This is a genomic window from Streptomyces sp. NPDC002004, from assembly GCF_053593975.1.
On the sequence record NZ_JBSFDP010000029.1, the window covers coordinates 49,101 to 71,083 of the forward strand.

A 21,983-nucleotide genomic window follows, 5' to 3' on the forward strand; every position below is an offset into this window, starting at 1 on the left:
GTGAGGCCGGTCCAGCTGCTTTCGCTACTCGGCCACTCGGGAGGAGGCCAGCAGTTCGGCGGCGCGCAGCACGGCCGCCGCCGCCTCGTTCGGACGGGTACGAAGGAAGTAGTGGCCGCCCTCGGCGAGCTCGTGCAGTTCGACGTGCTCGGCGAACACGCGCCAGTCCTGGTGCCGGTGCGGGTACTCGGCCGTGTGCGGATCGTCGGCGGCGACGACCACGGTGACCGGCGCGGCCAGCTTCGCCACGGGCGGGTCCTCCAGGGCCGCGGCGACATGGTCGTGGGCGGACACGCAGTCGTGCCGGTAGGCGGCCCCGACATGGGCGGCGCGCTGCGCGTCCAGCTCACCGAGCTCGGTGTAGCCGCTGTCCGCGCTCAGCCCTGCGGCGATCTCGGTGTCGCTGCGTCCGGTCAGTTCGGCGACGGCGGCGCGCCGGTTCGCCGCGTCACCGGCCAGCTGGGCCCCGAGGAACACGCGCCGGACGTCCGTCCCGCGCTCCTCGAGCCGGCGGGCGGTCTCCAGCGCGTAGGCAGCGCCGGAGGAGTGGCCCCACAACAGGACCTGTCCCACGCCGCGCCGGGCGAGCTCCGCCACGACCTGCTCGACCACCTGGTCGAGGGGCGCGAACGGCTCCCGCTCGGCGGCCACGTCATGGCCGGGGAACTCCACGGCGTACACCGCGAGCCCGCTGCCGCGCAGCGCTCTGGCCATCGGCTGGAAGTTCACCGCGTTGCCGCCCGCGTAGGGGAAGCACACCAGGGCGGTGCCCGGTGCGCCGTCCGGTTCCGGCAGCAGCGGCTGGAGCAGTCCGGGGCGCTGCTCGGACCTGCCGTCGACCATGGCCGCGAGGTCGGCCAGCACGGGGTGGCGGGTGATGTCCTTCAGGGACACCGCGCGGTCCAGGGCGATGGCGAGCTTCACGGCCGACAGGGACGTGCCACCGCGGTCGAAGAAGTGGTCGTGTCGGCCGATCCGGTCCGCCTCGATGCCGAGCACCGTCGCCCATGCCGCCGCGAGGCGCTGTTCGGTGGGGGTGCCGGGGGCGTCCCGGGCCGGTTCCTGCCCGGCGCCGTCGAGCTCCGTGGCGAGCGCCGTGAGGGTCTTCTTGTCGGTCTTGCTGTTCGCGGTCAGCGGCAGGCTCTCGCGCCAGTGGAATGCCGAGGGGACCATGTACCCGGGCAGCGACCGGGTGAGGCGCTCCCGCAGCAGGTCGGGCGACAGGGGCCGGGCGCCGGCGTAGAAGGCCACGAGGTGGGCTCCGCGGCCGGCGTGTTCGGCGACCACGACCGCGGCGTCCTGGACACCGGGCACCTTCAGCAGCGTGCTCTCGATCTCGCCGGTCTCGATCCGGAAGCCGCGGATCTTGACCTGGGTGTCGGCGCGGCCGAGGAACTCCAGCTCGCCGCCGGGGCGCCAGCGCCCGCGGTCGCCGCTGCGGTAGAGCCGCTCTCCCGGACGGTGCGGATCGGGGAGGAAGGCCAGGCGGGTGCGGTCCGGGTCGTTGACGTAGCCGCGCCCGACGCAGACACCGGAGAAGACGATCTCCCCGGGGGCGCCCAGCGGCACCGGCGCGAGGTCCTCGTCGACGATGTACACGCGCACGTTGTTGACGGGACGCCCCAGCAGAACCCGATCGGGTGCCCGGTCCATGACCTCGTGGTTGGTGTCGTCGGAGGTCTCCGTCAGGCCGTACGCGTTCACCAGCTTGATGTGCGGCTGCGCGGCGAACCAGCGCTGGGCGAGCTCCGTCTTCAGCGCCTCCCCGGTGACCGACACACAGCGCAGGTCGGGCAGTTCGCGCGGGTGCTGCTCCAGGTACGTGAGCACGGCGTCGAGATACGACGGGACGACCTGGAGGACGGCGACCCGGCCGCGGGCGATGGTGTCGACGAACCGCTCGACGTCCAGGATCACGTCCTGCTCGACCAGCAGGGTCCGCCCTCCGGCCAGCAGCGCGGAGACCAGTTGCCACAGGGAGATGTCGAAGCACTGGGGTGCGGTCTGGGCGACCACGAGTCCCTCGCCGATCCCCAGGTCGTCGATCTTGGCGTGGAGGTGGTTGAGCATTCCGGCGTGCTCGCACATCGCGCCCTTGGGCTCACCCGTGGAGCCCGAGGTGAAGTAGATGTACGCGAGCCGGTCCGCCTCGACGCGGATGCCGGGGTCGTCGTCGCCGTGGTCCTCCCGCAGGGCCTCGGCGACCAGCAGCCGCTGTGCACCGGGCAGCGCGGACAGTGCCTCGTCGAGGGAGTCCGTGCTGCCGGACTCGCTGAGCACGAGGGCGCACTCGGCGCGGGAGAGCATCGTGGCGATCCGGTCCGCGGGGAAGTGCGGCTCGATCGGCAGGTAGACCCCGCCGGCCTTGAAGATGGCCAGGACCGCGGTCATCCAGTCCAGATTGCGTTCGCACGCCACCGCGACGACGCCCTCGGGGCGCAGCCCCCGGGCCAGCAGGGCCCGCGCCAGCCGGTTGGCCCGGGAGTTGAGCTCCCCGTACGTCAGCTGCCGCTCACCGTGCACGGCGGCGACGGTGTCGGGGTGCATCCGGACCCGGTGTTCGAACAGTTCGTGCACCCGGCTGTCCGGCAGCTCGCGGTGCGGTCCGGCCATCCCCTCGAGCTGCAGCCGGACCTCCTCGGCGGACAGCAGGCTCTGCCGCTCGTGCGCGGCGTCGGGAGCCGCGGCGATCAGGGCGAGCGCGGTGAGGTGGTAACCGCCGATCCGGGCGGCGCACTCCGCGTCGACGACGTCGGTGCGGTGGTGCAGCCGCAGGACGAGGCGGCCGGCGGGGCGCGCACAGCCCACCCGCAGCACCGCGTCGCCGGACAGGCTCCGGGCGGCGGCCGGGCCGGGCCGCTCCGGCTCGGCCGGATCGAACAGGGTCTCGAACAATGGACCGCTCAGGCCGAGTTCGCCGCGCAGCTCGCCGATCGGTGCGTGCGGATGCGCGAGCAGCTCCGAGACGGCGCGGTGGGCGTCCGACAGCAGGGCCCGCCAGGGCCCGGGGCCGGTATGCACCCGGCAGGGCAGCGGCTCGTCGGCACCGTCGGCGACGTAGCCGGTCACGACCTCGTGCTCACCCGACAGCGCGGCGAGCGCCTTCAGGTGTGCGGCCAGCACCACCGACTCCAGGGGTACCGACAGCTCGTCGGCCAGCCGGGACAGAGCTTCTGTCACCTCGCCGGGCACCGTCGCCTCGTAGGTGCTCGTACCCGGCATCGGATCGAGCGTCCACCGGGGGACGGCGGTCGGCCCGCCCGCGGTGAGCACACCGCGCCAGAAGTCCCGGTCGGCCTGCACTTGCGTTCCCATCTGTTCGTCCTTCTCCCGTCAGGGTTGCCACGGTGCTGTTCGGTTCCGGCGAGGGCGGTGCTGCCGCCTACCCGCCGCGTCTGGTCAGGGCTGCGGTCTCACGGGGGATCCCCTCCGGCATGTCCACGGCCGGGTTTCCGCCCCACTGTGCGCCGGGCGGCATTTCCTCGCCCTTCATGAGGAAGGAGTCGGGGGCGAGGACCGCCTCGTCGCCCATCGTCACGCCGTAGTGGACATGCGCGGCGACGCCCAGGGTGCAGCCCCTTCCGACCGTGCTGTGGTCGGACTTGAAGGTGCCGTCCTCCTGCGAGTGGCACTGGATCTTGCTGCCCGCGTTGAGCGTGCAGTCGTCCCCGATGGCGCTGAGCGTCCGCTCCGTCATGTAGACGCCGTCGTCGAAGACCCGCTTGCCCAGCCGCACGCCCAGCAGCCGCCAGATCACGTTCTTGAACGGCGTGCCGTTGAAGACGTTGAGGTAGTGGTCGGGCACCTTCCACAGACGCTCGTGCCACCAGAAGTACGGCTCGTAGATCGAGCACAACTGCGGCTTCAGCCTGCCGAACCGCACGATGCACCGTTCGACGAGGACGAAGTAGAGCGCGCTGAACGCGAGGGTGAACGCCGGGTACGCGGCGAGCAGCAGCAGTCCGTAGATGTCGTAGAAGTCCAGCGTCGCCAGGGCCAGGACCGTGAGCACGAAGACGTGCACCCACCGCAGCAGCAGGAACAGTGCCATCGAGCGGAGGTTGTAGCGGTTCTTCGCGGAGAGGTGCTGGTGCAGCTCGTTGCCGGACCGCAGATGGTCGAAGCGGGAGTCGCGCTCCACGGACCGCGGGATCTCGAAGCTGGGCGAGCCCAGCAGTCCTACGCCTTCGCGGACCTCGCCGTCGAGCGGGACCATCACCTTGGTCGCGAGAAGGCAGTTCTCGCCGGTTCTGGCTCCCGCGGGGAAGGCGATGTTGTTGCCGAGGAAATTATGTGCACCGATCACCGCTCGGGACACGCGGAAAGAAGATCCGGAGAAATCGGCATTGATGATCGAGAGGCCGTCGGCGACCATCGTGCCGCTTCCCACGGAGCACTGGAGCGGGGTTTCGTGCTGTACTTCCGTGCCGAAATTCGACCCTGTCTGCTCTACATGGGACAGGTCGTATCCGATGCCGCGCAGGTAATGGACGACATAGGAGCTGTCGCCGAAGAGCCAGGCGAAGAACTTGATGTTGGTCATCCGTGCCACGCCCCGGTGCAGGGAGTACTGCAGCCCGTACAGCGGGTACACCTTGTCCGGCTTGACCAGCAGACTCATCAGGCGCGGAACCGTGCACAGGGCGGCGAGACCCAGGACCAGGAAACCGACGAACAGCACGACGGACAGGTACAGCGAGTCGACGTAGAGACGCGGCGCCGTGAATCCCAGCGAGCCCGGGGCCAGCCGGTCGTGCAGTTCGGGAACCACGGTGAGCAGCATGTAGGCACCACCGACCGTCAACGGCACATAGACCAGGAACACCTGGAGCAGCGTGACCACGGCGTAGCCGGTCCTGCGCAGCGTGCTGCAGGCGGCCGGCGGGACTCTCATGTAGTCGACGTCCGTGGGCTGTGCCGGCGATCCGTGCCAGTGCTCGCCGTCCGGGACCGACTGGCCGCTGTGCAGCGAGGACGTGTGGCCCAGCTGGGTCCCGTCGCCCATCGACGTGTCGATGTCCAGCACGGTCTTCTCGCCGACGTAGGCGTTCCTGCCCAGGGTGACCCGCCCCGTGCGGATCCACCCGGCCTGCGCCCGGTAGCACTGGAAGAACGAGTCCTTGCGGATCACCGTGCCGTCACCGACCGTCAGCAGATCGGTGCAGGCCGGGATGTGGCGCGACAGGATCGTCACGCCCTCCCCGATCCGTGCTCCGAGGGCGCGCAGGTACAGCACGTACAGCGGATTGCCGACGAAGAAGAACATCGGGTTGGCGTGGATCAGCACCTTCACGGTCCAGAACCGCAGATACGTCAGGCCCCAGACCGGGAACTCGCGGGGCTTCCAGCGGCCGACCAGGATCCACTTCGCCGCGATCGGGAAGGCGCACAGGGCGATGAACGCGAGGCCGCCGAAGACCAGCGAGCGCAGATAGATGCCGCCCGGGCCGGAGCCCGCGTTGACCCATGAGTAGCCCCGTGCCGCGACGGCCCCGGATACCGCGGAGTACACCAGGAAGACGAGCACCTGGAGTACTCCGCAGAGCACGAACCGCAGTGTCCGCGCCCGCGGCACCGCCACGGCCCCGGTCATGAGCGGCGTCGGAGCCGGTGCCGCCGTCGGCGCCGCGTCCGCGACGGCGGCGGCCAGGCTGCGGATGGTCGGGTACCGGTAGATGTCCTTCATGGACACCGACGGCAGGTCCTCCCGCTTCCTCACCCGCGCGCAGAACTGCGCCATCACCAAGGAATTGGCTCCGAGGTCGTCGAAATAGTGGCTGTCGACCGACACCTGATCGACGCAAACGACGGCGGCGAGGATTTCGGCGAAGTTCCTCTCGGTGCCCGCTGTCGGGCCGGAGTGCCCATGCTTCGCGAGCGAGGATTCGTCCGGCCCGGAAGTCAGGACCTCGGCAGACTTTTCCACCATGCAAGCTCCTAGAGGAAATTTCGATCGGCATCGACGCGCTGCGGTCGGTGCGCTGCGTCCTCGCGCTCGGCGACATTCGGATCAAGCAATCCGGAAGCCACGAGGTCGTGAGCTTTCTTGCCTGGTCACGAAACCATTGCGCTCCAGTCTCCGTCGTCCGCCGTGGCGTTGCCACTCGACGTGGAGCGCAGCGCCGGGGTGCCGGCGCGCGACGGAAGGGGCGTTCGCAGTGCCGGACAGCCTCGCTGTGGAGCGGAAAACCGGGCGCGCCGAGCAATGCCGCAGACGGATCGCGGAGCGCTCGCCATCGATTCATTTCTCATCCGTAAACCCGCCGAACGGGTTAAATGTTCGACGATTCTGCAATTCGCATTCCGAGGGTGGGATGTCTCCTCGCGGGTGGATGCGGTGAATCCATGAAGGCCGCATCCATTGACCCGTTCGAGGGATATTCACTCGCATGGAGGAATGCCTCTTCTATAGGGGATACGACCGACCGCGCCCCATGGTTTTTTCCTCGATCAGGCGTTCGATGTGACGGTGTGTGGCGGAAAGGGCTGCATCGGTGGCGGGCGGTCCCTGTGCGCGGCGAGGTGTCGGCAGCGGCCCCGGGGCGTCGGAAGGGGTGAGCCGAAGCCCGTGAAAGGCGAACGGGCACGTTCTCCGCCCGGGGCGTCCGGGTGTCGCGATCGGCCCTTATCCATGCCGCAGCAGGATGTGGTCAGTTGAAAAAGAGACAAACGGCACGGGTGGTTGCCCGAAGGTGGCGGGGTACGACCGGCGCCAACATCTTGAAACATCCACACGAGTCGTCAGCCGATCGCTGCTCCGAGCCGTGTGGTGGGTGGACCGCGTCCTGACCTGCGGCCCGCGCCCCACCGGTGAATGGCGACGCGCACACGGAGAGTTGGGCGAGCGGTGACTGCCGCCCCTTCCGCCGGTGCTGCGGGCGCCCGTGACGTTCGTGCCGTGGGGCCCGTGGCCGGCCCGTGGGCGGCGGAGCGGGCGACCCCGCTCCGTGACCGGGCCGCGCCGGCTCCGCCGGTTGCGTTGCGACGGACCGGCGCGACCCTGGTAAGTGTCACGCGGGAGGAGGGCCTCGACATGAAGGCGCTGGTTTTCCACGGTCCGGGAGAGATCTCCTGGAAGGACGTGCCGGATCCGGCCATCAAGGACGCCGCGGATGCGATCATCCGCGTCGACACCGTCACGATCTGCGGCACCGACCTCCATATCGTCGACGGCGACATCCCCGAGGTGAACCCGGGAACGGTCCTGGGGCACGAGGCCGTCGGCGAAGTGGTCGACGTCGGGGGCGACGTCCGCACCGTACGGCCCGGCGACCGCGTCCTGGTGTCCTGCATCAGTGCCTGCGGCCGCTGCCGGTTCTGCCGAGAGAACCGCTACGGCCAGTGCCGGGAGGGCGGCGGATGGGTCCTCGGCCATGCGATCGACGGCACCCAGGCCGAGTATGTCCGCGTGCCCTACGCGGACCTCTCCGTGCACCCGCTGCCCGCATCGATCGACGGCGGCGAGGCCGTCCTCTTCGCCGACGTCTTCCCCACGGCGTACGAAGTGGGTGTCCTGAACGGCCGGGTGAGCCCCGGCGACACCGTCGTCGTGGTCGGCGCGGGCCCCATCGGGCTGGCCGCCATCGCCACGGCGCAGCTGTACAGCCCGAGCCGGATCGTGGCGATCGACCTGGCGGAGTCCCGGCTCCAGGCGGCCCGGGCCATGGGCGCCGCCGCCACGGTGGGTGCCAGGGAAGGTCCGGAGCGCCTCGTCGAGGACCTGACGGACGGCCTCGGCGCCGATGTCGTCATCGAAGCCGTCGGCCAGCCCGCGGCCTTCGAGCTGTGCACCCGCATGGTGCGCCCGGGCGGCCGGGTCGCCAACATCGGCGTCCACGGCAAGCCTGCCGCACTGCATCTGGAGGACCTGTGGATCAAGGACGTGACGATCACGACGGGCCTCGTCGACACGTACTCGACGCCGATGCTGCTGCGCATGATGACCTCCGGACGGCTCCCGGCGCGGTCCCTCGTGACGCACCGCTTCGAGATGGGGCAGATGGAGGAGGCGTACGAGGTCTTCTCGGGCGCGGCCGAGACGGGCGCGGTCAAGGTGGTGCTCGGCGGCCCCCTGCACTCCGAAGTGCTCCCCACGTAGGGGCGTGAGTGCCATGGCCAAGTCGAGACCCGGCCCCGGCCCCGCGGCCCTGCACGGCCCGGCGACCGACCTGGGACGGCGTGCGGCGGCCCGCCGTGAGGAACTGGGGCTGACCCGCGAGGAGGTCGCCGAGCGCTGCGGCGCCGCGCCCTCGTACATCCAGTACATCGAGGAGCACGCGGCGATGCCGGGCATCGGGGTGATCCTGCGGCTCGCGGAGGCGCTGGAGACGACGGTCGGCGAGCTCACCGGGCATGCCGCCGATCTGCCGCCGGGCCGCAGCAGCGCGCCGCGCACCATGGAACTCAGGACGCTCGACGCCGAGGAATGCCGTGCGCTGCTGTCGACGCACGGCGTGGGCAGGGTGGGCGTCACCACGGAGGAGGGGCCGGCCATCGTGCCCGTCAACTACGTGGTGGCGGAAGGGGAGATCGCCTTCCGCACCGCTCCCGACGCCCTGCCGTCCGCGGCCGCGGACGCCCGTGGAGACGTCGCGTTCGAGGTCGACCACATCGACGACGCGTGCAGCCAGGGCTGGAGCGTCCTCGTCGTGGGCCCGGCCCGCGCCGTCACGGACGATGCGACCGTAGGCCGTCTGGAGGCCGAGGCGCCCTCCCTCCCCTGGGCGGGCGGCCGGCGGGGCAGGTGGCTCGCGATCACCCCGGTCCGCATCACGGGCCGGCGCGTCGTCAACCCGCAGAGCGGGCTGTATCCGGACCCCGGGACCACACCGGGCTCGTCCACGCGGCCGGATCCGGGGAGCCGTCACGTGGCCGGTACCTAGGGTCTGTCGTCACCTTCCCGTCGCGGGGCAGACGGGAATGTGACGACAGGCCCCAGTGCTGCGACCTGAGAGGTCCACCGGCTCGCGACGGGTAAGGACCGTTCACGTCGGCCGTGGGACGGCGAGCGGGCCCGGGGCGGGTGCCCCGGGCCCGTGTCACGCGGGTGTTGCGCCGTGCGTCAGCCGGTGGTCAGTGCCGTGTCGTCGACGACGAACGACGTCTGGAGGCTGGAGTCCTCGGTGCCGGAGAAGGTGAGGGTCACCGACTTCCCGGCGAAGGAGGAGAGGTCGAAGGACTTCTTCGCGTAGCCGGACGCGGCGTTGAGGTTGGAGTAGGTGGCCAGGGTCGTCGAACCGGCCTTCACCGTCATCTTGTCGTAGGCGGTGGAGGTGGTGGTCTCGTCGGTGTCGATGTGCAGGTAGAAGGTCAGGGTCGCGGAGCAGCCGGAGGGGACGGTCACCGTCTGGGACAGCGAATCGGTGTGCGTGCTGCCGTAGCCGTCGAGCCATGCCTTCCAGGAGCCGCCGTGCGCGGCCTCGCCGCTGCTGTTGTCGACCACGCCGGAACTTGCCGACCACGGGGCGGCGCTGCCGGACTCGAAGCCGGGGTTGCCGAGCAGCTGGGTTGCGGTGCAGCCCCCACCCGTGGTGGTGACGGTCCAGCCGAAGGAGGCACTGCCGCTCGCGCCGGTGGAGTCCTTGGCGGTCACGGTCACGTTCGAGGTGCCGGCGGTGGTGGGCGTGCCGGAGATCAGGCCGGAGGAGCTGATCGACAGGCCCGCCGGGAGACCGGTCGCGCTGTACGTCAGTGACTGGCTGCTGTCCGAGTCCGTGGCGTGGATCTGCAGCGAAACGGCCGTGCCGACCGCGGTGCTCTGGTTGCCGGGGCTCGTGACCGAGACGGTGTTGCCGCCGGTGGTGCCGCCTGCGAAGGCCGCGGTGCCGTTCGGGGTGCCGAGGCCGGTCGGGCCGTCGTACCCGGAACGCGCGGTGCACAGGTAGGACCCGCCGCAGGAGCCGTTGGCGCCGGAGGTCACGTCGTTGAGGGCCGAGGTGTGGGAGTAGGGGAAGGACGCCGGGTAGCTGGACGAGCCCGGTGTTCCTGCCAGGGCGTAGACGCTCGCGATGATGGGCGCGGACGCGCTGGTTCCGCCGTAGACGTTCCAGCCGCTGGCCTGGTAGCTGTCGTAGACCGCGAGGCCGGTGGCCGGGTCGGCGACCGCGGAGACGTCGGCGACGGTCCGCTTGGTGCAGCCGGAGTCCGTCTGCCAGGTGGGCTTGGCGTCGTAGGCGGAGCAGCCGGAGCCCGCGCCGTCACCGCCGACGCTGGAGCCCCACACCGACTCCGACCAGCCACGGGAGTTGGAGGCGCGGCTCAGTGACGTACCGCCGACGGCGGTCACATAGCGCGAGGAGGCGGGGTACTCGGCGCCGTATCCGCTGTCACCGGAGCTGACGGTGATGGCGACGCCGGGGTGGTCGAAGTAGCTGGAGTCCGACGTCGGGTCGGTGGAGTCCTCGCCGCCGCCGTAGCTGTTGGAGACGTACTTCGCGCCCATGGTGACCGCGCGGTTGACCGCAGCGCCGAGGTCCTCCATCGACGGCTGGGCAGCCTCGACCAGCAGGATGTGGCACTGGGGGCAGACGGCGCTGACCATGTCGAGGTCGAGGGAGATCTCACCGGCCCAGCCGGAGTCCGGCGACGGGTAGTTGGTGCCGCCGTTCTGGTCGACCTTCTTGAAGCAGCCGTTGGCCGTGGTGCAGGCCGGCAGTCCGTACTGCGAGCGGTACGTCGCCAGGTCGGACTCGGCGTTGGGGTCGTCGTTGGCGTCGATGATCGCCACGGTCGCCCCGGCTCCGGCGCCGGACGGGAGCGCATAGGCGCTCTGGAGGTCGGAGGGGCCGTAGCCGGAGGGGACGGCGTCCGGGGCGAGGCTCAGGTGCTGCTTCACATCGGTACGGGCGAGGGCGAGGCAGGACATCCTGCCCGGCTTGGTGGCGTCGGCGCACAGCCGCTTGACGTGCGCGGTCGCCGAGGTCGCCGTGGGGGCGGCGGCGGCGGAGGGGGTGGCGGCGACAAGGCCGCCGGTCACGAGTCCGGTGACGGACAGCACGGCGGTGACGATGCGACCGGCGGCCGGGGATCTCCGGCCGAAGGATCTCTTCTCGGATCTCTTCGTGTGCATGGAACGGCCCTCCATGGGGGGTTGGTTCGCCGGTGACGGCGTAGGCAGGAGCGCACCGTCGTACTTGGGCAGGGTGGAGCTGAACGGCCGCGCTAATGGCGCGGACATGACAAAGTGCGCTCCGAGAAAATGCCACCCGGTGAAGTGGTGGCACACTTCGAAGGTAGAGCGGTAGTCCGGTCCGGACAACCGCCGCAAGGCAAAGCCGAGGGCAAGGCTTCTTCGTCCAACGGCCTTCTGGCGCAACGAAGTCGGGGGATCCGGCGGGCGGCCGGGGAGATCGCGGCGCATACCGGGATCCGCTGCCCGCACGGCCGGGATCATGCGCCGTTGATCCGTATACGGTGGGGCGTCATGGAGTCGGAGCAGGGGTCGGTCAACGACCTGGTCGCACTCGGGCTGTCCCGCTACGAGGCCCGTGTCTATCTCGCGCTGGTCAGGCGGGAGTCGTACACCGCGGCGCAGGTGGCCCGCGAGGCCGATGTGCCGCGGCAGCGGATCTACGACGTGCTGCACGGCCTGGTGCGCGACCGGCTGGCCGTGGCGCACCCCGGCAGGGTGGCCACCTTCAGCGCCATCGCCCCCGAACTCGCACTCGCCCGTCTGATGGCCCGTCAGCGCGAGACCCTGGAACGGCTGGAGCACGTGTCGAGCGCCCTGACCTCGTCACTGCTGCCGCTCTGGTCCGCCGGCCGTGCGCACACCGACCCGCTGGACTACATCGAGGTGCTGCGCGACCCCAGGTCCATAGCCGAGCGCTTCGAGGACATCCAGGACCAGGCCGGCACCGAACTGCTGACCCTGTGTCTGCCGCCGTTCGTCGCACCGGCCGCCAACACCGCCGGAGTACGGGCGGTGCGCAGGCTGCGCCGTGCGGGCGGATCGGTGCGCGCGATCTACACCTACGACGCCCTCGGCGACGACGAGGTCCGCGAGAACGTCCAGCGGTTCGCGGCGGCCGGCGAGGAGGCCCGCTTCACGCACAAGCTGCCGCTGAAACTCGTTCTGGCCGATGCCTCACTCGTGCTCTGCGACATGCCCGACCCGGTTGCGGGCACGGGCGCGACCACGGCCCTGTTCATCGAGCACCCCGCCCTCGCCGCCTGTCTGCGGCTCGCCTTCCAGGCCCTGTGGGACCGGGCGGAGCCGCACGGTTCGGTCGGCGGCGGGGCGGGGTAGGGCGGAAGCGTCGTGCCGCGTCGTACAGCGTCGCCCCGCGTGTCACGCCGCCACGAGTGCCGCACAGCCGGGAGCGTCGCACCTCGGGAAGCATCACGCCTGGGCAGTCACGCCATCCAGAAGAACACCGCGGTCATCCGCTTGTCCTCCATGGTGCTCCCGCTGTAACCGGTCGCGGTGTGCATCAGGTTGGCGTGGTACAGCAGCAGCCGGTTGTAGCGATGCGGCACGCGGACGTCCTCGGTGAACGAGTCCGGCGGCACGAACCGCGTGCCCAGCGCCTCGACCAGGTTGTTGTGCGGCGCCGCGACGAGATTTCCGCCGAGCCGGCCGCCGGGCAGGCTCTGCCGGAAGAAGCTCGTACCACAGTCCTTGGGGACGTTCGGGTTCAGATAGAGCACCGCCGCGTACCGGCACAGCGCACGTGAATCGGTGTGCGGCCGCGGCTCCCCCTCGTCCTTGCCCACGACCTGGATGCAGTTGTGGTTCAGGGTGCCGCCGTCCGGGGTCGCCTGCAGCCACAGCTCGCGCGCACCGGTCGCCTTGCGCACCAGCTTCTCGACATGGGCCAGTTCGTCCGGCTCCAGCCCCGGCATCGTCCGCATGCCCGGCCAGCTCTCCGAGGTGTACGGATGGCCCTTCACCCAGTCGTCCTTGGCGAGACACCGCTCCCTGACCGCATCCGGGTCGGGGAGCACATGGTCGAGAACCCAGTAGTCGCGGTCGCGCGTGGGCTTGCGGTAGGGGAGGACCGGGAGCACCGGGCTTCCCTGGGGACGTGACGGCATGCGGCCGAACATATGTCGCACTGCGTCACCGATCTCCATTGAAAGAGTCAACTCTCCGCTGAGATGGTCAACGTTCCGTCAACTCGCGCGGCGTCGGGGCGACCAGGGCGGCACGCCCCCGGGAGGAGCCCTGCCGGGCATGCCGGGCTCGCGCGGGGCGAGCATGCCCGTCGCTAGGCGTGAAGGAGATGACCGAGGTGGTGTCCGTGCTGCGGCACGGGTGCGCGCTGGATGGCGACGATCGCGGCGTCGTCGCCGAGCCGGCCCCCGCAGTGGTGGAGCAGGTCGCGGCGGACGTGGCGCAACAGCGTCTCGGGACCGCATCTGCTCCACTGTGCGGCGCGCTCCTTGAAGGGGTAGAAGACGCCTCTGCGGTCACGTGCCTCGGTCACCCCGTCGGTGTACAGCAGGAGCGTGTCGCCGGGTTCGAAGCCGAAGGTGTCCGCCGTGTGTCCGCCCCGGCCCATCGCGAGCATGCCCAGCGGGGGCCCCGGACGGGGGCCGCTCACGCTGACCACGCCGTTCCGGCCTAGCAGGATCGGCGGCGGGTGGCCGCAGTTGGTCATCCGCGCGGTGAGGCCGTCGTCCGGTATCTCCAGAAGCAGCGCGGTGATGAAGTGCTCGGCGAGATCCCCGTCGTCCTCCATGAAGTCGGTGAGATAGCGGGACACGCTGTGATCGAGCGCGGCGGCCAGGGCCGGCAGCCCGCGGTGCTTGTCGGCCGCCTCGCGGAAGGCGCCGAGCAGCAGCGCGGACTCGCCGATGGCGGTCAGACCCTTGCCGCGGACGTCGCCGATGAGGACCCGGACCCCGCCGTCGGTGCGCGTCGCGGTGAAGAGGTCGCCACCGATCTCGGCCTCCTCGTCCGCGGCCACGTAGAAGGAGGCCAGCTCGAGACCGCCGATGCGGCGGGGGAGCGGACGCAGCAGGGCCTGCTGTGCGGCCTCGGACACCGAACGGACCCTGGCCAGCTCCCGTCGCCGGCGCTCCCTCACCTTGCAGAAGAACACGATCATGGCCGAGAGCACGGCGAGGGACAGCACCTGCACCATCACGTTGCGCTCCGAGAACAGCACCCCGAAGTGCAGACCGATGTAGGCCTGGGCGAGCACCGCCAGGAGCCCGATCAGACCGGTGAGCCAGGGGCCGGCGAAGGACGCGGTGATCGCGGGCGCGACCACCAGCAGCGGTCCCAGATGGATGTCGGCCGGCACCAGCATGTCGACGGCCGTGATGGCCACGATGAGCAGGATCGGAATCACGATCAGCACATGACTCGACCGCCACGGCTGCCGCACGCCCTCCATGCGCTGCCAGAGGCTCACGCCTTCCACTGTGCACCCTCCGGTGGACGGCGGACTACACGTGGTGGGCGGCTACGGGTGGTGCGGCGGGTGCGGGGGTGGCGGTGGGATCGAGGAGATGCCGGGCGCCGTCTCCGGCCAGACCAGCAGGACCGGACACGGAGCGTGGTCGACGACGAAGCGGCTGGCCGGGCCGAGACTCCTCGGCCCGAGGTGGGAGCGGTCCCCGTCCCGGGCCAGCACGAGCAGATCGGCACCTTCGGCCGCGGCGACGACCTCACGCTCCACGCGCCCGCTGCGCTCCACACGGGCACAGGCACGGCCCAGGCGCTCCGCGGCGAACTGCAGGAGTTCCGCTGCGGACGCGGCGGCCAGTTGCTCCAGCCGGGTGCCCGGGTCGCCTCCCCGGACGTCGTCAGACCGGTGTCCCCAGTGCCGGTCGCGGCCCATCAGCCCGGCGTACGCCCCGTGTGCGGCCTCCGGGACGTCTGGTGCGCTCACGTGGAGCAGCACGATGTCGGTGTCCTCGGGCGTGCGTGCCCGGGCCGCGTCGACGCACGCGGGCCAGGTGCCTTCGACGATCCACACGATGACGGCCATGAGTCAGCCTCCGATCACGGTCAGCGAGACCCACAGTGCCAGGACGGCGAGGAGCAGGCTCGCGGGAGCGGCGATCAGCCCGAGCCGGGTGAACTCGCCGAGATTCACGTCCGTGTCGTGTTCCCGCACGATGCGCCGCCACAGGAGCGTGGCGAGCGACCCGGCGTAGGTGAGGTTCGGGCCGATGTTCACCCCGAGGAGCACCGCGAGCACGGCGCCGGCACCGGCCGGTGCGGTCAGCGGCAGCAGCACCAGCACCGCCGGGAGGTTGTTGATGAGGTTCGCCAGCACCGCGGCCAGCGCGGCGACACCCAGCAGGGCGGGCAGCCCCGTTCCGGCGGGAACCACCCGGCCCAGCACACCGGCGAGACCGTTGTCTACCACCGCCCGGACCACGATCCCCAGCGCCAGGACGAACAGCAGGAAGGCCGGAGCGGCGGAGCGTACGACGTCCCGCGGTGTGGTGCGCCGCCGGGCGAGGGCACGGCCGGCCAGCACCAGGGCGCCCGCGAGTGCCGCCCAGGCGGGGTTCACGCCCAGGGCGGAGGTGAGCACGAAGCCGGCCAGTGTGCAGACCACCGTGACCAATGCGAACAGCGGCAGCTCGGGCGGGTCGGCGGCGGGTGGTGCCTGCGCCCCGGCATCCAGGTCGGTGGCGAAGAACCACCGCAGGACCGCGTACTCGGCGGCGATCGCGACCAGCCACGGCAGCGCCATCAGCGCGGCGAAGCGCGTGAAGCTCAACCCGCTCGCCGCGAACGCCAGCAGGTTGGTCAGGTTCGACACCGGCAGCAGCAGTGACGCCGTGTTCGACAGATGGGTGCAGGCGTACACGTGCGGTTTGGGGCGGGCGCCCAGCCGGGCCGCGGTGGCGAACACGACCGGGGTCAGCAGCACCACCGTGGCGTCCAGGCTGAGCACCGCCGTGATCAGCGACGCGGTCACGAAGACCTGGACGAGCAGGCGCTGCGGTCGGCCCCGGGCCGTGCGGGCCATCCACACCCCGCAGGCGTGGAACAGCCCTTCTTCGTCGCAGAGCTGGGCGAGCACGAGGACCGAGGCAAGGAAGCCGACCACCGGGCCCAGCCGCTCGGCCTCGGCACGCGCATGCTCCAGCGGGATCGCCCCGGTGCCGATCAGCAGGGCCGCGGCGGGCACCGCGACCGCCGCCTCCGGCAGGCCCATCGGGCGTACCACTGCGCAGACCAGCACCAGCAGGAGCAGGGCCGCGGACAGGGCCTCGGCGAACGGCGCGCTCAGGTCGGGCCTCCCTTGTCGATGACGGACCGCGCACCCTTCTTCACCGGTGGGGACGCGGACCCTTCATCGAAGCAGACGGACGGTGCGTGACCTGCGGCGACCCGGTCCGCGTCACCCGGGCGCCGACGGGCCCCGCCGGGCGGCGCCCACGGTGCTCGGGGCATCATCGACGTATGCCCGTCTTGGTCGGAACGTCCGGATGGCAGTACAAGGACTGGCGCGGGACCGTCTACCCTCCGGACCTGCCGCAGCGCCTGTGGCTGGAGGAGTACGCCCGGCTCTTCACCACGGTCGAGAACAACAACGCCTTCTACCGGCTGCCGGCGTACGAGACGTTCGAGGCGTGGCGCGCCCGCACTCCCGCCGGGTTCGTCATGGCGGTCAAGGCCAGCAGGTTCCTCACCCATGTGAAGCGGCTGCGCGATCCCGAGGAGCCGGTCGGACGGCTGATGGACCACGCGGCCGGTCTCGGCGACCGCATGGGCCCCGTCCTGTTGCAGCTCCCGCCCACGCTGCGCGCCGACCCGGTGGTCCTCGACACCTGTCTGGCCTGCTTCCCGCCCGGCACCCGCGTCGCCGTCGAGCCCCGGCACGACTCCTGGTGGACGTCCGAGGTGCGGGCCGTGCTCCGGTCGCGGGGCGCCGCGCTGTGCTGGGCGGACCGCGGATCGCGCCCGGTGACGCCGCTGTGGCGCACGGCGGACTGGGGATACGTACGCTTCCACGCCGGGCGGGGGAGGCCCTGGCCCCGTTACGGCAGGGGCGCCCTGCTGTCCTGGGCCGGACGGATCGCCGACACCTGGCCCGAGGACGCGGATGTCTTCGCCTACTTCAACAACGACCTGGGCGGGGCCGCCGCTCTGGACGCCACCGCCTTCAGGCGGTTCACCGCGCACCCCGGCTGCGCACCGCACCACTCTCCCGCGCCCGATCGACGGGGGCACCCCGCGCCCGACCGGCAGCGGGATCACGCGCACGCGCCGCGCCCGACCTCACCCGCGTGAACCGCGCTCCTCCAACCTTTCCCGCGCGAACCGCGCCAGGCCTTCCTGCGCGCACCCATCGTCGGCAATGTGTTCGACGCGGTGACGGCACTCGGCGACCGGCGGGACTTCCTGCCCGCGCGCGTCCCGTGTCTCCCGCGTTCCGCACCGACCGGACGGCTCACAGCGGGGTGCTCCGCAGGGCGAGTCGGTACCAGTGCGGGCGTGCGTGCCGGACCGGGAACGTCATGGTGCTGCGGTCAGCGATGTCCCGCACGTCCAGCAGGTCCCACGTGGTGCCGAAGAGGCCGAGAACCTCGTCCTCGTCGATGCCGCGGGGCAGCAGCAGCCGGTGTCCGCGTACGAAACCGGTCAGCAGCAGCGTCGCGTCGGGCGCGGCGAGGTGCGTCAACGCCCGGGAAACACGGACGCGTGCGTCGTCGGGCAGGCTGTGCAGGCAGTTGAAGTCGTAGAGCAGGTTGTATCCCGGAGCCAGCCCCAGATCGTCGAGTGCGCCGGCGTCGCCCTCGACCCACTCCACGTCGACGCCCTCCCGGGCCGCCCGCTCCCGTGCCGCGGCCAGCGCCTCGCGCACCAGGTCGACGCCGGTGACCCGCCATCCCCGCTGCGCCAGATGGACGGCATGCCGACCGGTACCGCAGCCGATGTCGAGCGCCCGGCCCGGCGGCAGCGCTTCCGGGGCCCGCAGGGCGTCCCGGAATCCGTGGGCCACCGGTTGGCGCTCCCACGGGGTGAGCCCGAGCCGGTACAGGAGTGTGTAGGGAAGCATCATCCGCGCCTCCGGCCTCCTCCTCATGGTCGCCGTCGCCCGTAACGCGCGCCACCGTGCGGGCCCGCGGGCAGGAGGCACCGCCCCCTCGCGGGGTGCGGGCAGTGCTGTGGCTCAGGACGTGGGCGACGGGGATTGCGTGGATTCCGCGGGAGGCAGGTCGTACACGTTCTTCGGTGTGACGATGCTCGTGATGGCCTTCCCCAAGAGGCTGCTCGGCTCGTTGCCCTTGTACATGATGTCCGTGTTGAGGAGCACCACGAGCGTCGCCCGCTGCTCGGGCAGATAGACCGTCAGGCTCTCGTATCCGGGCAGGGAACCGTTGTGCCCGATCCAGCCGTGGACGTCGAAGACACCGAGACCGTACCCGGCGCCGGGGAAATTGCTGGGCAGAAACTTCATGCGCTGCGCCTGGGTTGCGGGCTTCAGGAGCGTACCGGTCGCGAGAATGCGGGCCCAGGAACGCAGATCCTGGAGATCGGAGATCATGGCACCGGCCGCCCAGGCCCACGACGGATCCCAGTTCGTCGAGTCCGCGACCTCGCCGTTCAAGGTCTGGTTGGTGTAGCCGTGTGCGTGCGGATCCGGGAACTGCGAACCGGTCGGCAGAAGCGTGCGGCCGAGACGGCCCGGCGCCAGGACCTGCTCCGCCAGGAAGTCCCCGAACGGCTTCCCGCTCGCCTTCTCCACCACCAGGCCCAGCAGGATCGCATTGGTGTTGCAGTACTGGAACCGCTCGCCGGGCGGGAAGTTGTTGGGGTGCTTGAAGGCGTAGCCGAGCAGTTCCCGCGGCGTGAACCTGTGGTCGGGGTCCGTGAACAGCGCCTTCTGGAAATCCGGGTCCGAGGTGTAGCAGTACAGCCCGCTGCGCATGTCGGCGAGCCGGCGCAGGGTGATCCGGTCGCCCTCCGGGACGCCGGGCACGTACCGCGAGACCGGGTCGTCGATGCCGACCTTGCCCTGGTCGACCAGGCGCAGGACCGCGGTGACCGTGAAGGTCTTCGTCTCGCTGCCGATCCGCATGTTCAGCCCGTCCGACATCGGCGTCCCGGCGGTCTTGTCGGCGACGCCGAACGAGCGGACGTAGTCGCCCCTGCCGGGCATCCACAGCCCCACGACGACGCCGGGCACACCCGCCTGGCGCATCGTCTGCCGGATCGCCCGGTCCAGCCGTGCGGCGTCGGCGGCGGGCAGCGGCCGGCCGGGCGCAGTGGCCGAGGAGGCCGTCGGCGACCCCGTGGCCGCCGCGGCCGCACCGGACGGGGGTGTCGCGGTGGCGGTGCACGCAGTGAGGGCCAGCAGGCCCGCGGCCGTGAGGACACCCAGGGCGGCCGTGCGGTGCGACCGTGGGGCCGGGCGGCAGCGTTCTGGCGTACGCGACATTGCGGTGCCTCTTTCCAGCGGTGCGGCCGACGGCGGCGGCCGGGACCACCGGACCGCCGCGCGGAGGAGACGTGAGCCGAGCTCAACGTACGTCGCGTCCCCGGGCCCGGCAGCCGGGGCCGGCCCGGCACTGACCCGATCGGCCTGCACCCGCCCCCGGCCCGACCCGTGCCCCCGCGCCCGTCCTTGCCCCAGCCTGTCCCGTGCACTCGGCCAGGCCCCCGAACCCGCCGCGACGAAACGGTGCTGATCGGTACAATTTCGGTCATGGGAGAGCGGTCCGTCGCGCCCACCGCGCCCGAACTCGTGCTGAGAACCGACACGGGGGTCACCGTGATGGACCCGAGCCGGGACTACCACCTGGGGCGCGACCCGTCGAGCGACGTCGTCATCGAGGATGCCCGGGTCTCGTGGCACCACGCCGTCCTGCGCGTCGACGCCGACCACTGGACCCTCGCCGACGAGGGCAGCACGAACGGCACCTACGCCGACGGCCTGCGCATCCACGAACGCGATGTGGGACCGGGCAGCGTCATCAGATTCGGCAGCGCCGACGACGGGCCCAGCGCCGTCATCCTGGACCGGGAGGGCGCACCCCCGACCGCCCGCGCCCCCGACCGCCCCTCCGTCGTCGTCCGGCCTTCCGCCACCGGCGCGTTCCGGCAGCCCACCAGCGTGCGCCCGCTGCCCGCCCGCACCGTCCGCATCGGACGCAGCCGCGACAACGACCTCGTCGTCGACGACCTCACCGTCTCCCGCCTCCACGCCGAACTGTGCGCACGCCCGGACGGGACCTACGAGATCGTCGACCTCGGCAGCCACAACGGCACCTTCCTCAACGGCCGCAGGATCACCCGCGCACAGGTTGCCGACGGAGACCTCGTCGGCATCGGCCACTCGGCGCTCTGCCTGGTGGGCGACCAGCTCCAGCAGTACGTCGACGCCGGTGAGGTACGCCTGGAGGTCCAGGACCTGACGGTCACCGTCGACCGCGACCGCACGACGCTCCTCGACGACGTGTCGTTCCCCGTCGGCGAGAGGTGCCTGCTCGCCGTGGTGGGCCCCAGCGGCGCCGGCAAGTCGACCCTGCTGAACGCGCTCACCGGACTGCGCCCCGCCGACCACGGCACCGTCCTCTACGACGGCCGCGACCTCTACCGCGACTACGCCGAGCTGCGGCTGCGCATCGGCCTCGTCCCTCAGGAGGACATCCTCCACACGCAGCTCACCGTCCGCCGCGCCCTCCGCTACGCCGCCCGGCTGCGCTTCCCGCAGGACACCGCGAGGGCCGAGCGCGAGGCACGGGTCGAGGAGGTGCTGCACGAACTGGGCATGGAGCAGCGCGCGGAGCAGCGCATCCACACGCTCTCCGGCGGCCAGCGCAAGCGCGTCAGCGTCGCGCTGGAGCTGCTGACCAAGCCGTCCCTGCTCTTCCTCGACGAACCGACCTCCGGGCTCGACCCGGGCATGGACCGCTCGGTGATGCACATGCTGCGCGGCCTCGCCCGCGACGGACGCACCGTCGTCGTCGTCACGCACAGCGTGCTCAGCCTCGACCTGTGCGACCGTCTGCTCGTGCTCGCCCCCGGCGGCCGGGTCGCCTACTACGGGCCCCCGGACCGCACGCTCGGCTTCCTCGGATTCAGCCAGTGGCCGCAGGCGTTCGATGCGTTCGAACACGAGCGTGACCGCGACTGGGCGGAGGCCTACCGCAGCTCGTCCTTCCACCAGCAGTACGTCGCCGGCTCCGCGCACCGGCCGTCGGCGCCCCAGACCGCTGCGGCGGCCGTCTCCGGGCCGCCGCCGAAGCCGCAGAGCTGGCTCGCCCAGCTCGGCACGCTGATCCGGCGCTACGCGGCCGTGCTCAGCGCCGACCGGACGTTCATCGCCGTCATGGTCGCCCTGCCGTTCGTCATGGGGGCGATGGCCCGCGCGCTGGCCGGCAGCCGGCTGACCCAGCAGACCGCGCTGAACGCCCTGCTCATCCTCTGTGTCGGAGCCGTGCTGACCGGCGCGGCCAACGGTGTCAGGGAGCTCATGAAGGAGCGCGTGATCTACCGGCGCGAGCGGGCGGTCGGGCTGTCCAGATCCGCGTACCTCATGTCCAAGGTCGTGGTGCTCGGGACCGTCACCGTGCTCCAGGCCGTCGTGCTCACGCTGGTCGCCCTGCTCGGCGTCGACCTGGGCGCGCCCGGCGGGCACGGCGTCCTTCTGCCACCGCTCGTGGAGCTCACCCTCGCCGTCGCCCTGCTGGCGTTCACCGCCCTGATGCTCGGCCTCCTCGTCTCCGCGCTCGTGCGCAAGGAGGAGGTGACGATGCCGCTGCTGGTGTTCCTCGCCATCGTCCAAGTCGTCTTCTGCGGCGCGCTGCTGAAGCTGAACGGCGTGCCCGGCATCGAGCAGCTGGCGTGGCTCGTGCCCTCCCGGTGGGCACTCGGCGCCATGGCCGGGACCATCGGGCTCGCCGGGATCGTGCCCGGCGACCTCACGGCCGACCCGAGGTTCCAGCACGCGACGGGCGTATGGCTGCTCAACATGGGCATGCTCGTCGCCCTTTCCATCGTCTACGGCTACGCGGTCACGGTGCTGCTGCGGCGGCAGGAACCGGCCGTCATGCGGAGGTAGCGG

14 protein-coding genes are annotated in these 21,983 nt (G+C 71.3%); 5 read left to right on the forward strand and 9 right to left on the reverse strand.

Going from position 1 to position 21,983, the window contains the following annotated elements; translation table 11 throughout:
* Positions 1 to 24: 24 nt before the first annotated feature.
* The gene (locus ACWCP6_RS29505; protein WP_450935622.1) at positions 25 to 3,315 is read right to left on the reverse strand and encodes a non-ribosomal peptide synthetase; all 3,291 of its coding nucleotides are present in this window, start codon (positions 3,313 to 3,315) and stop codon (positions 25 to 27) included.
* Between the two features lie 67 nt (positions 3,316 to 3,382).
* A complete protein-coding gene (locus tag ACWCP6_RS29510; RefSeq protein ID WP_450935623.1) occupies positions 3,383 to 5,929 on the reverse strand; it encodes a Pls/PosA family non-ribosomal peptide synthetase in 2,547 nt (848 codons plus the stop codon).
* 1,104 nt (positions 5,930 to 7,033) lie between these two features.
* Between ACWCP6_RS29510 and ACWCP6_RS29515 the strand changes: the two genes are divergently transcribed.
* Positions 7,034 to 8,098: an alcohol dehydrogenase catalytic domain-containing protein gene (locus ACWCP6_RS29515; protein ID WP_450935624.1), complete on the forward strand. Its 1,065-nt coding sequence runs from the start codon at positions 7,034 to 7,036 to the stop codon at positions 8,096 to 8,098.
* Positions 8,099 to 8,111: 13 nt separating this feature from the next.
* On the forward strand, positions 8,112 to 8,882 hold the full coding sequence (locus tag ACWCP6_RS29520; protein ID WP_450935625.1) for a helix-turn-helix domain-containing protein: 771 nt from the start codon (positions 8,112 to 8,114) through the stop codon (positions 8,880 to 8,882).
* Positions 8,883 to 9,061: 179 nt separating this feature from the next.
* Here ACWCP6_RS29520 and ACWCP6_RS29525 read toward each other — a convergent pair whose 3' ends face one another.
* Complete coding sequence (locus ACWCP6_RS29525) at positions 9,062 to 11,068, reverse strand: putative Ig domain-containing protein (RefSeq protein WP_450935626.1); 2,007 nt, start codon at positions 11,066 to 11,068, stop codon at positions 9,062 to 9,064.
* Between the two features lie 330 nt (positions 11,069 to 11,398).
* On the opposite strand from ACWCP6_RS29525, the gene ACWCP6_RS29530 reads away from it, so the two are divergent.
* Positions 11,399 to 12,247: a TrmB family transcriptional regulator gene (locus ACWCP6_RS29530; protein ID WP_450935627.1), complete on the forward strand. Its 849-nt coding sequence runs from the start codon at positions 11,399 to 11,401 to the stop codon at positions 12,245 to 12,247.
* Positions 12,248 to 12,354: 107 nt separating this feature from the next.
* On the opposite strand, the gene ACWCP6_RS29535 is transcribed toward ACWCP6_RS29530, so the two are convergent.
* The 4 genes from ACWCP6_RS29535 to ACWCP6_RS29550 form a co-directional block, all read right to left on the reverse strand.
* Positions 12,355 to 13,035, reverse strand: a complete 681-nt coding sequence (locus tag ACWCP6_RS29535; protein WP_450935628.1) for a DUF6445 family protein — start codon at positions 13,033 to 13,035, stop codon at positions 12,355 to 12,357.
* 173 nt (positions 13,036 to 13,208) lie between these two features.
* Positions 13,209 to 14,342 carry a PP2C family protein-serine/threonine phosphatase gene (locus ACWCP6_RS29540; RefSeq protein WP_450935645.1) on the reverse strand — a complete coding sequence of 378 codons (1,134 nt, stop codon included), beginning with the start codon at positions 14,340 to 14,342 and terminating at the stop codon, positions 13,209 to 13,211.
* 69 nt (positions 14,343 to 14,411) lie between these two features.
* Positions 14,412 to 14,939 (reverse strand): universal stress protein, encoded by a 528-nt coding sequence (locus tag ACWCP6_RS29545; protein ID WP_450935629.1) that lies wholly within the window; start codon positions 14,937 to 14,939, stop codon positions 14,412 to 14,414.
* A gap of 3 nt (positions 14,940 to 14,942) precedes the next feature.
* On the reverse strand, positions 14,943 to 16,199 hold the full coding sequence (locus ACWCP6_RS29550) for an SLC13 family permease (protein WP_450935646.1): 1,257 nt from the start codon (positions 16,197 to 16,199) through the stop codon (positions 14,943 to 14,945).
* Between the two features lie 173 nt (positions 16,200 to 16,372).
* Here ACWCP6_RS29550 and ACWCP6_RS29555 point away from each other — a divergent pair, with 173 nt between their 5' ends.
* Positions 16,373 to 17,203, forward strand: coding sequence for a DUF72 domain-containing protein (locus ACWCP6_RS29555; RefSeq protein ID WP_450935630.1), 831 nt, complete (start codon positions 16,373 to 16,375; stop codon positions 17,201 to 17,203).
* A gap of 160 nt (positions 17,204 to 17,363) precedes the next feature.
* Here the strand turns inward: ACWCP6_RS29555 and ACWCP6_RS29560 are convergent, their stop codons facing one another.
* Positions 17,364 to 17,975: a class I SAM-dependent methyltransferase gene (locus ACWCP6_RS29560; protein WP_450935631.1), complete on the reverse strand. Its 612-nt coding sequence runs from the start codon at positions 17,973 to 17,975 to the stop codon at positions 17,364 to 17,366.
* Between the two features lie 111 nt (positions 17,976 to 18,086).
* Entirely contained in the window at positions 18,087 to 19,355 is a 1,269-nt protein-coding gene (locus tag ACWCP6_RS29565) for a serine hydrolase domain-containing protein (RefSeq protein WP_450935632.1), read from the reverse strand.
* A 267-nt stretch (positions 19,356 to 19,622) separates the two neighbouring features.
* Here ACWCP6_RS29565 and ACWCP6_RS29570 point away from each other — a divergent pair, with 267 nt between their 5' ends.
* The gene (locus tag ACWCP6_RS29570; protein ID WP_450935633.1) at positions 19,623 to 21,980 is read left to right on the forward strand and encodes an FHA domain-containing protein; all 2,358 of its coding nucleotides are present in this window, start codon (positions 19,623 to 19,625) and stop codon (positions 21,978 to 21,980) included.
* The last annotated feature ends 3 nt before the right edge of the window (positions 21,981 to 21,983 follow it).

Coding starts and splice junctions, on each gene's coding strand:
- ACWCP6_RS29570 (WP_450935633.1), top strand. CDS start 19,623: ATGGGAGAGCGGTCCGTCGCGCCCACCGCGCCCGAACTCGTGCTGAGA.
- ACWCP6_RS29510 (WP_450935623.1), bottom strand. CDS start 5,929: ATGGTGGAAAAGTCTGCCGAGGTCCTGACTTCCGGGCCGGACGAATCC.
- ACWCP6_RS29505 (WP_450935622.1), bottom strand. CDS start 3,315: ATGGGAACGCAAGTGCAGGCCGACCGGGACTTCTGGCGCGGTGTGCTC.
- ACWCP6_RS29560 (WP_450935631.1), bottom strand. CDS start 17,975: ATGATGCTTCCCTACACACTCCTGTACCGGCTCGGGCTCACCCCGTGG.
- ACWCP6_RS29520 (WP_450935625.1), top strand. CDS start 8,112: ATGGCCAAGTCGAGACCCGGCCCCGGCCCCGCGGCCCTGCACGGCCCG.
- ACWCP6_RS29540 (WP_450935645.1), bottom strand. CDS start 14,342: ATGGAGGGCGTGCGGCAGCCGTGGCGGTCGAGTCATGTGCTGATCGTG.
- ACWCP6_RS29565 (WP_450935632.1), bottom strand. CDS start 19,355: ATGTCGCGTACGCCAGAACGCTGCCGCCCGGCCCCACGGTCGCACCGC.
- ACWCP6_RS29515 (WP_450935624.1), top strand. CDS start 7,034: ATGAAGGCGCTGGTTTTCCACGGTCCGGGAGAGATCTCCTGGAAGGAC.
- ACWCP6_RS29555 (WP_450935630.1), top strand. CDS start 16,373: ATGCCCGTCTTGGTCGGAACGTCCGGATGGCAGTACAAGGACTGGCGC.
- ACWCP6_RS29525 (WP_450935626.1), bottom strand. CDS start 11,068: ATGCACACGAAGAGATCCGAGAAGAGATCCTTCGGCCGGAGATCCCCG.
- ACWCP6_RS29545 (WP_450935629.1), bottom strand. CDS start 14,939: ATGGCCGTCATCGTGTGGATCGTCGAAGGCACCTGGCCCGCGTGCGTC.
- ACWCP6_RS29535 (WP_450935628.1), bottom strand. CDS start 13,035: ATGCCGTCACGTCCCCAGGGAAGCCCGGTGCTCCCGGTCCTCCCCTAC.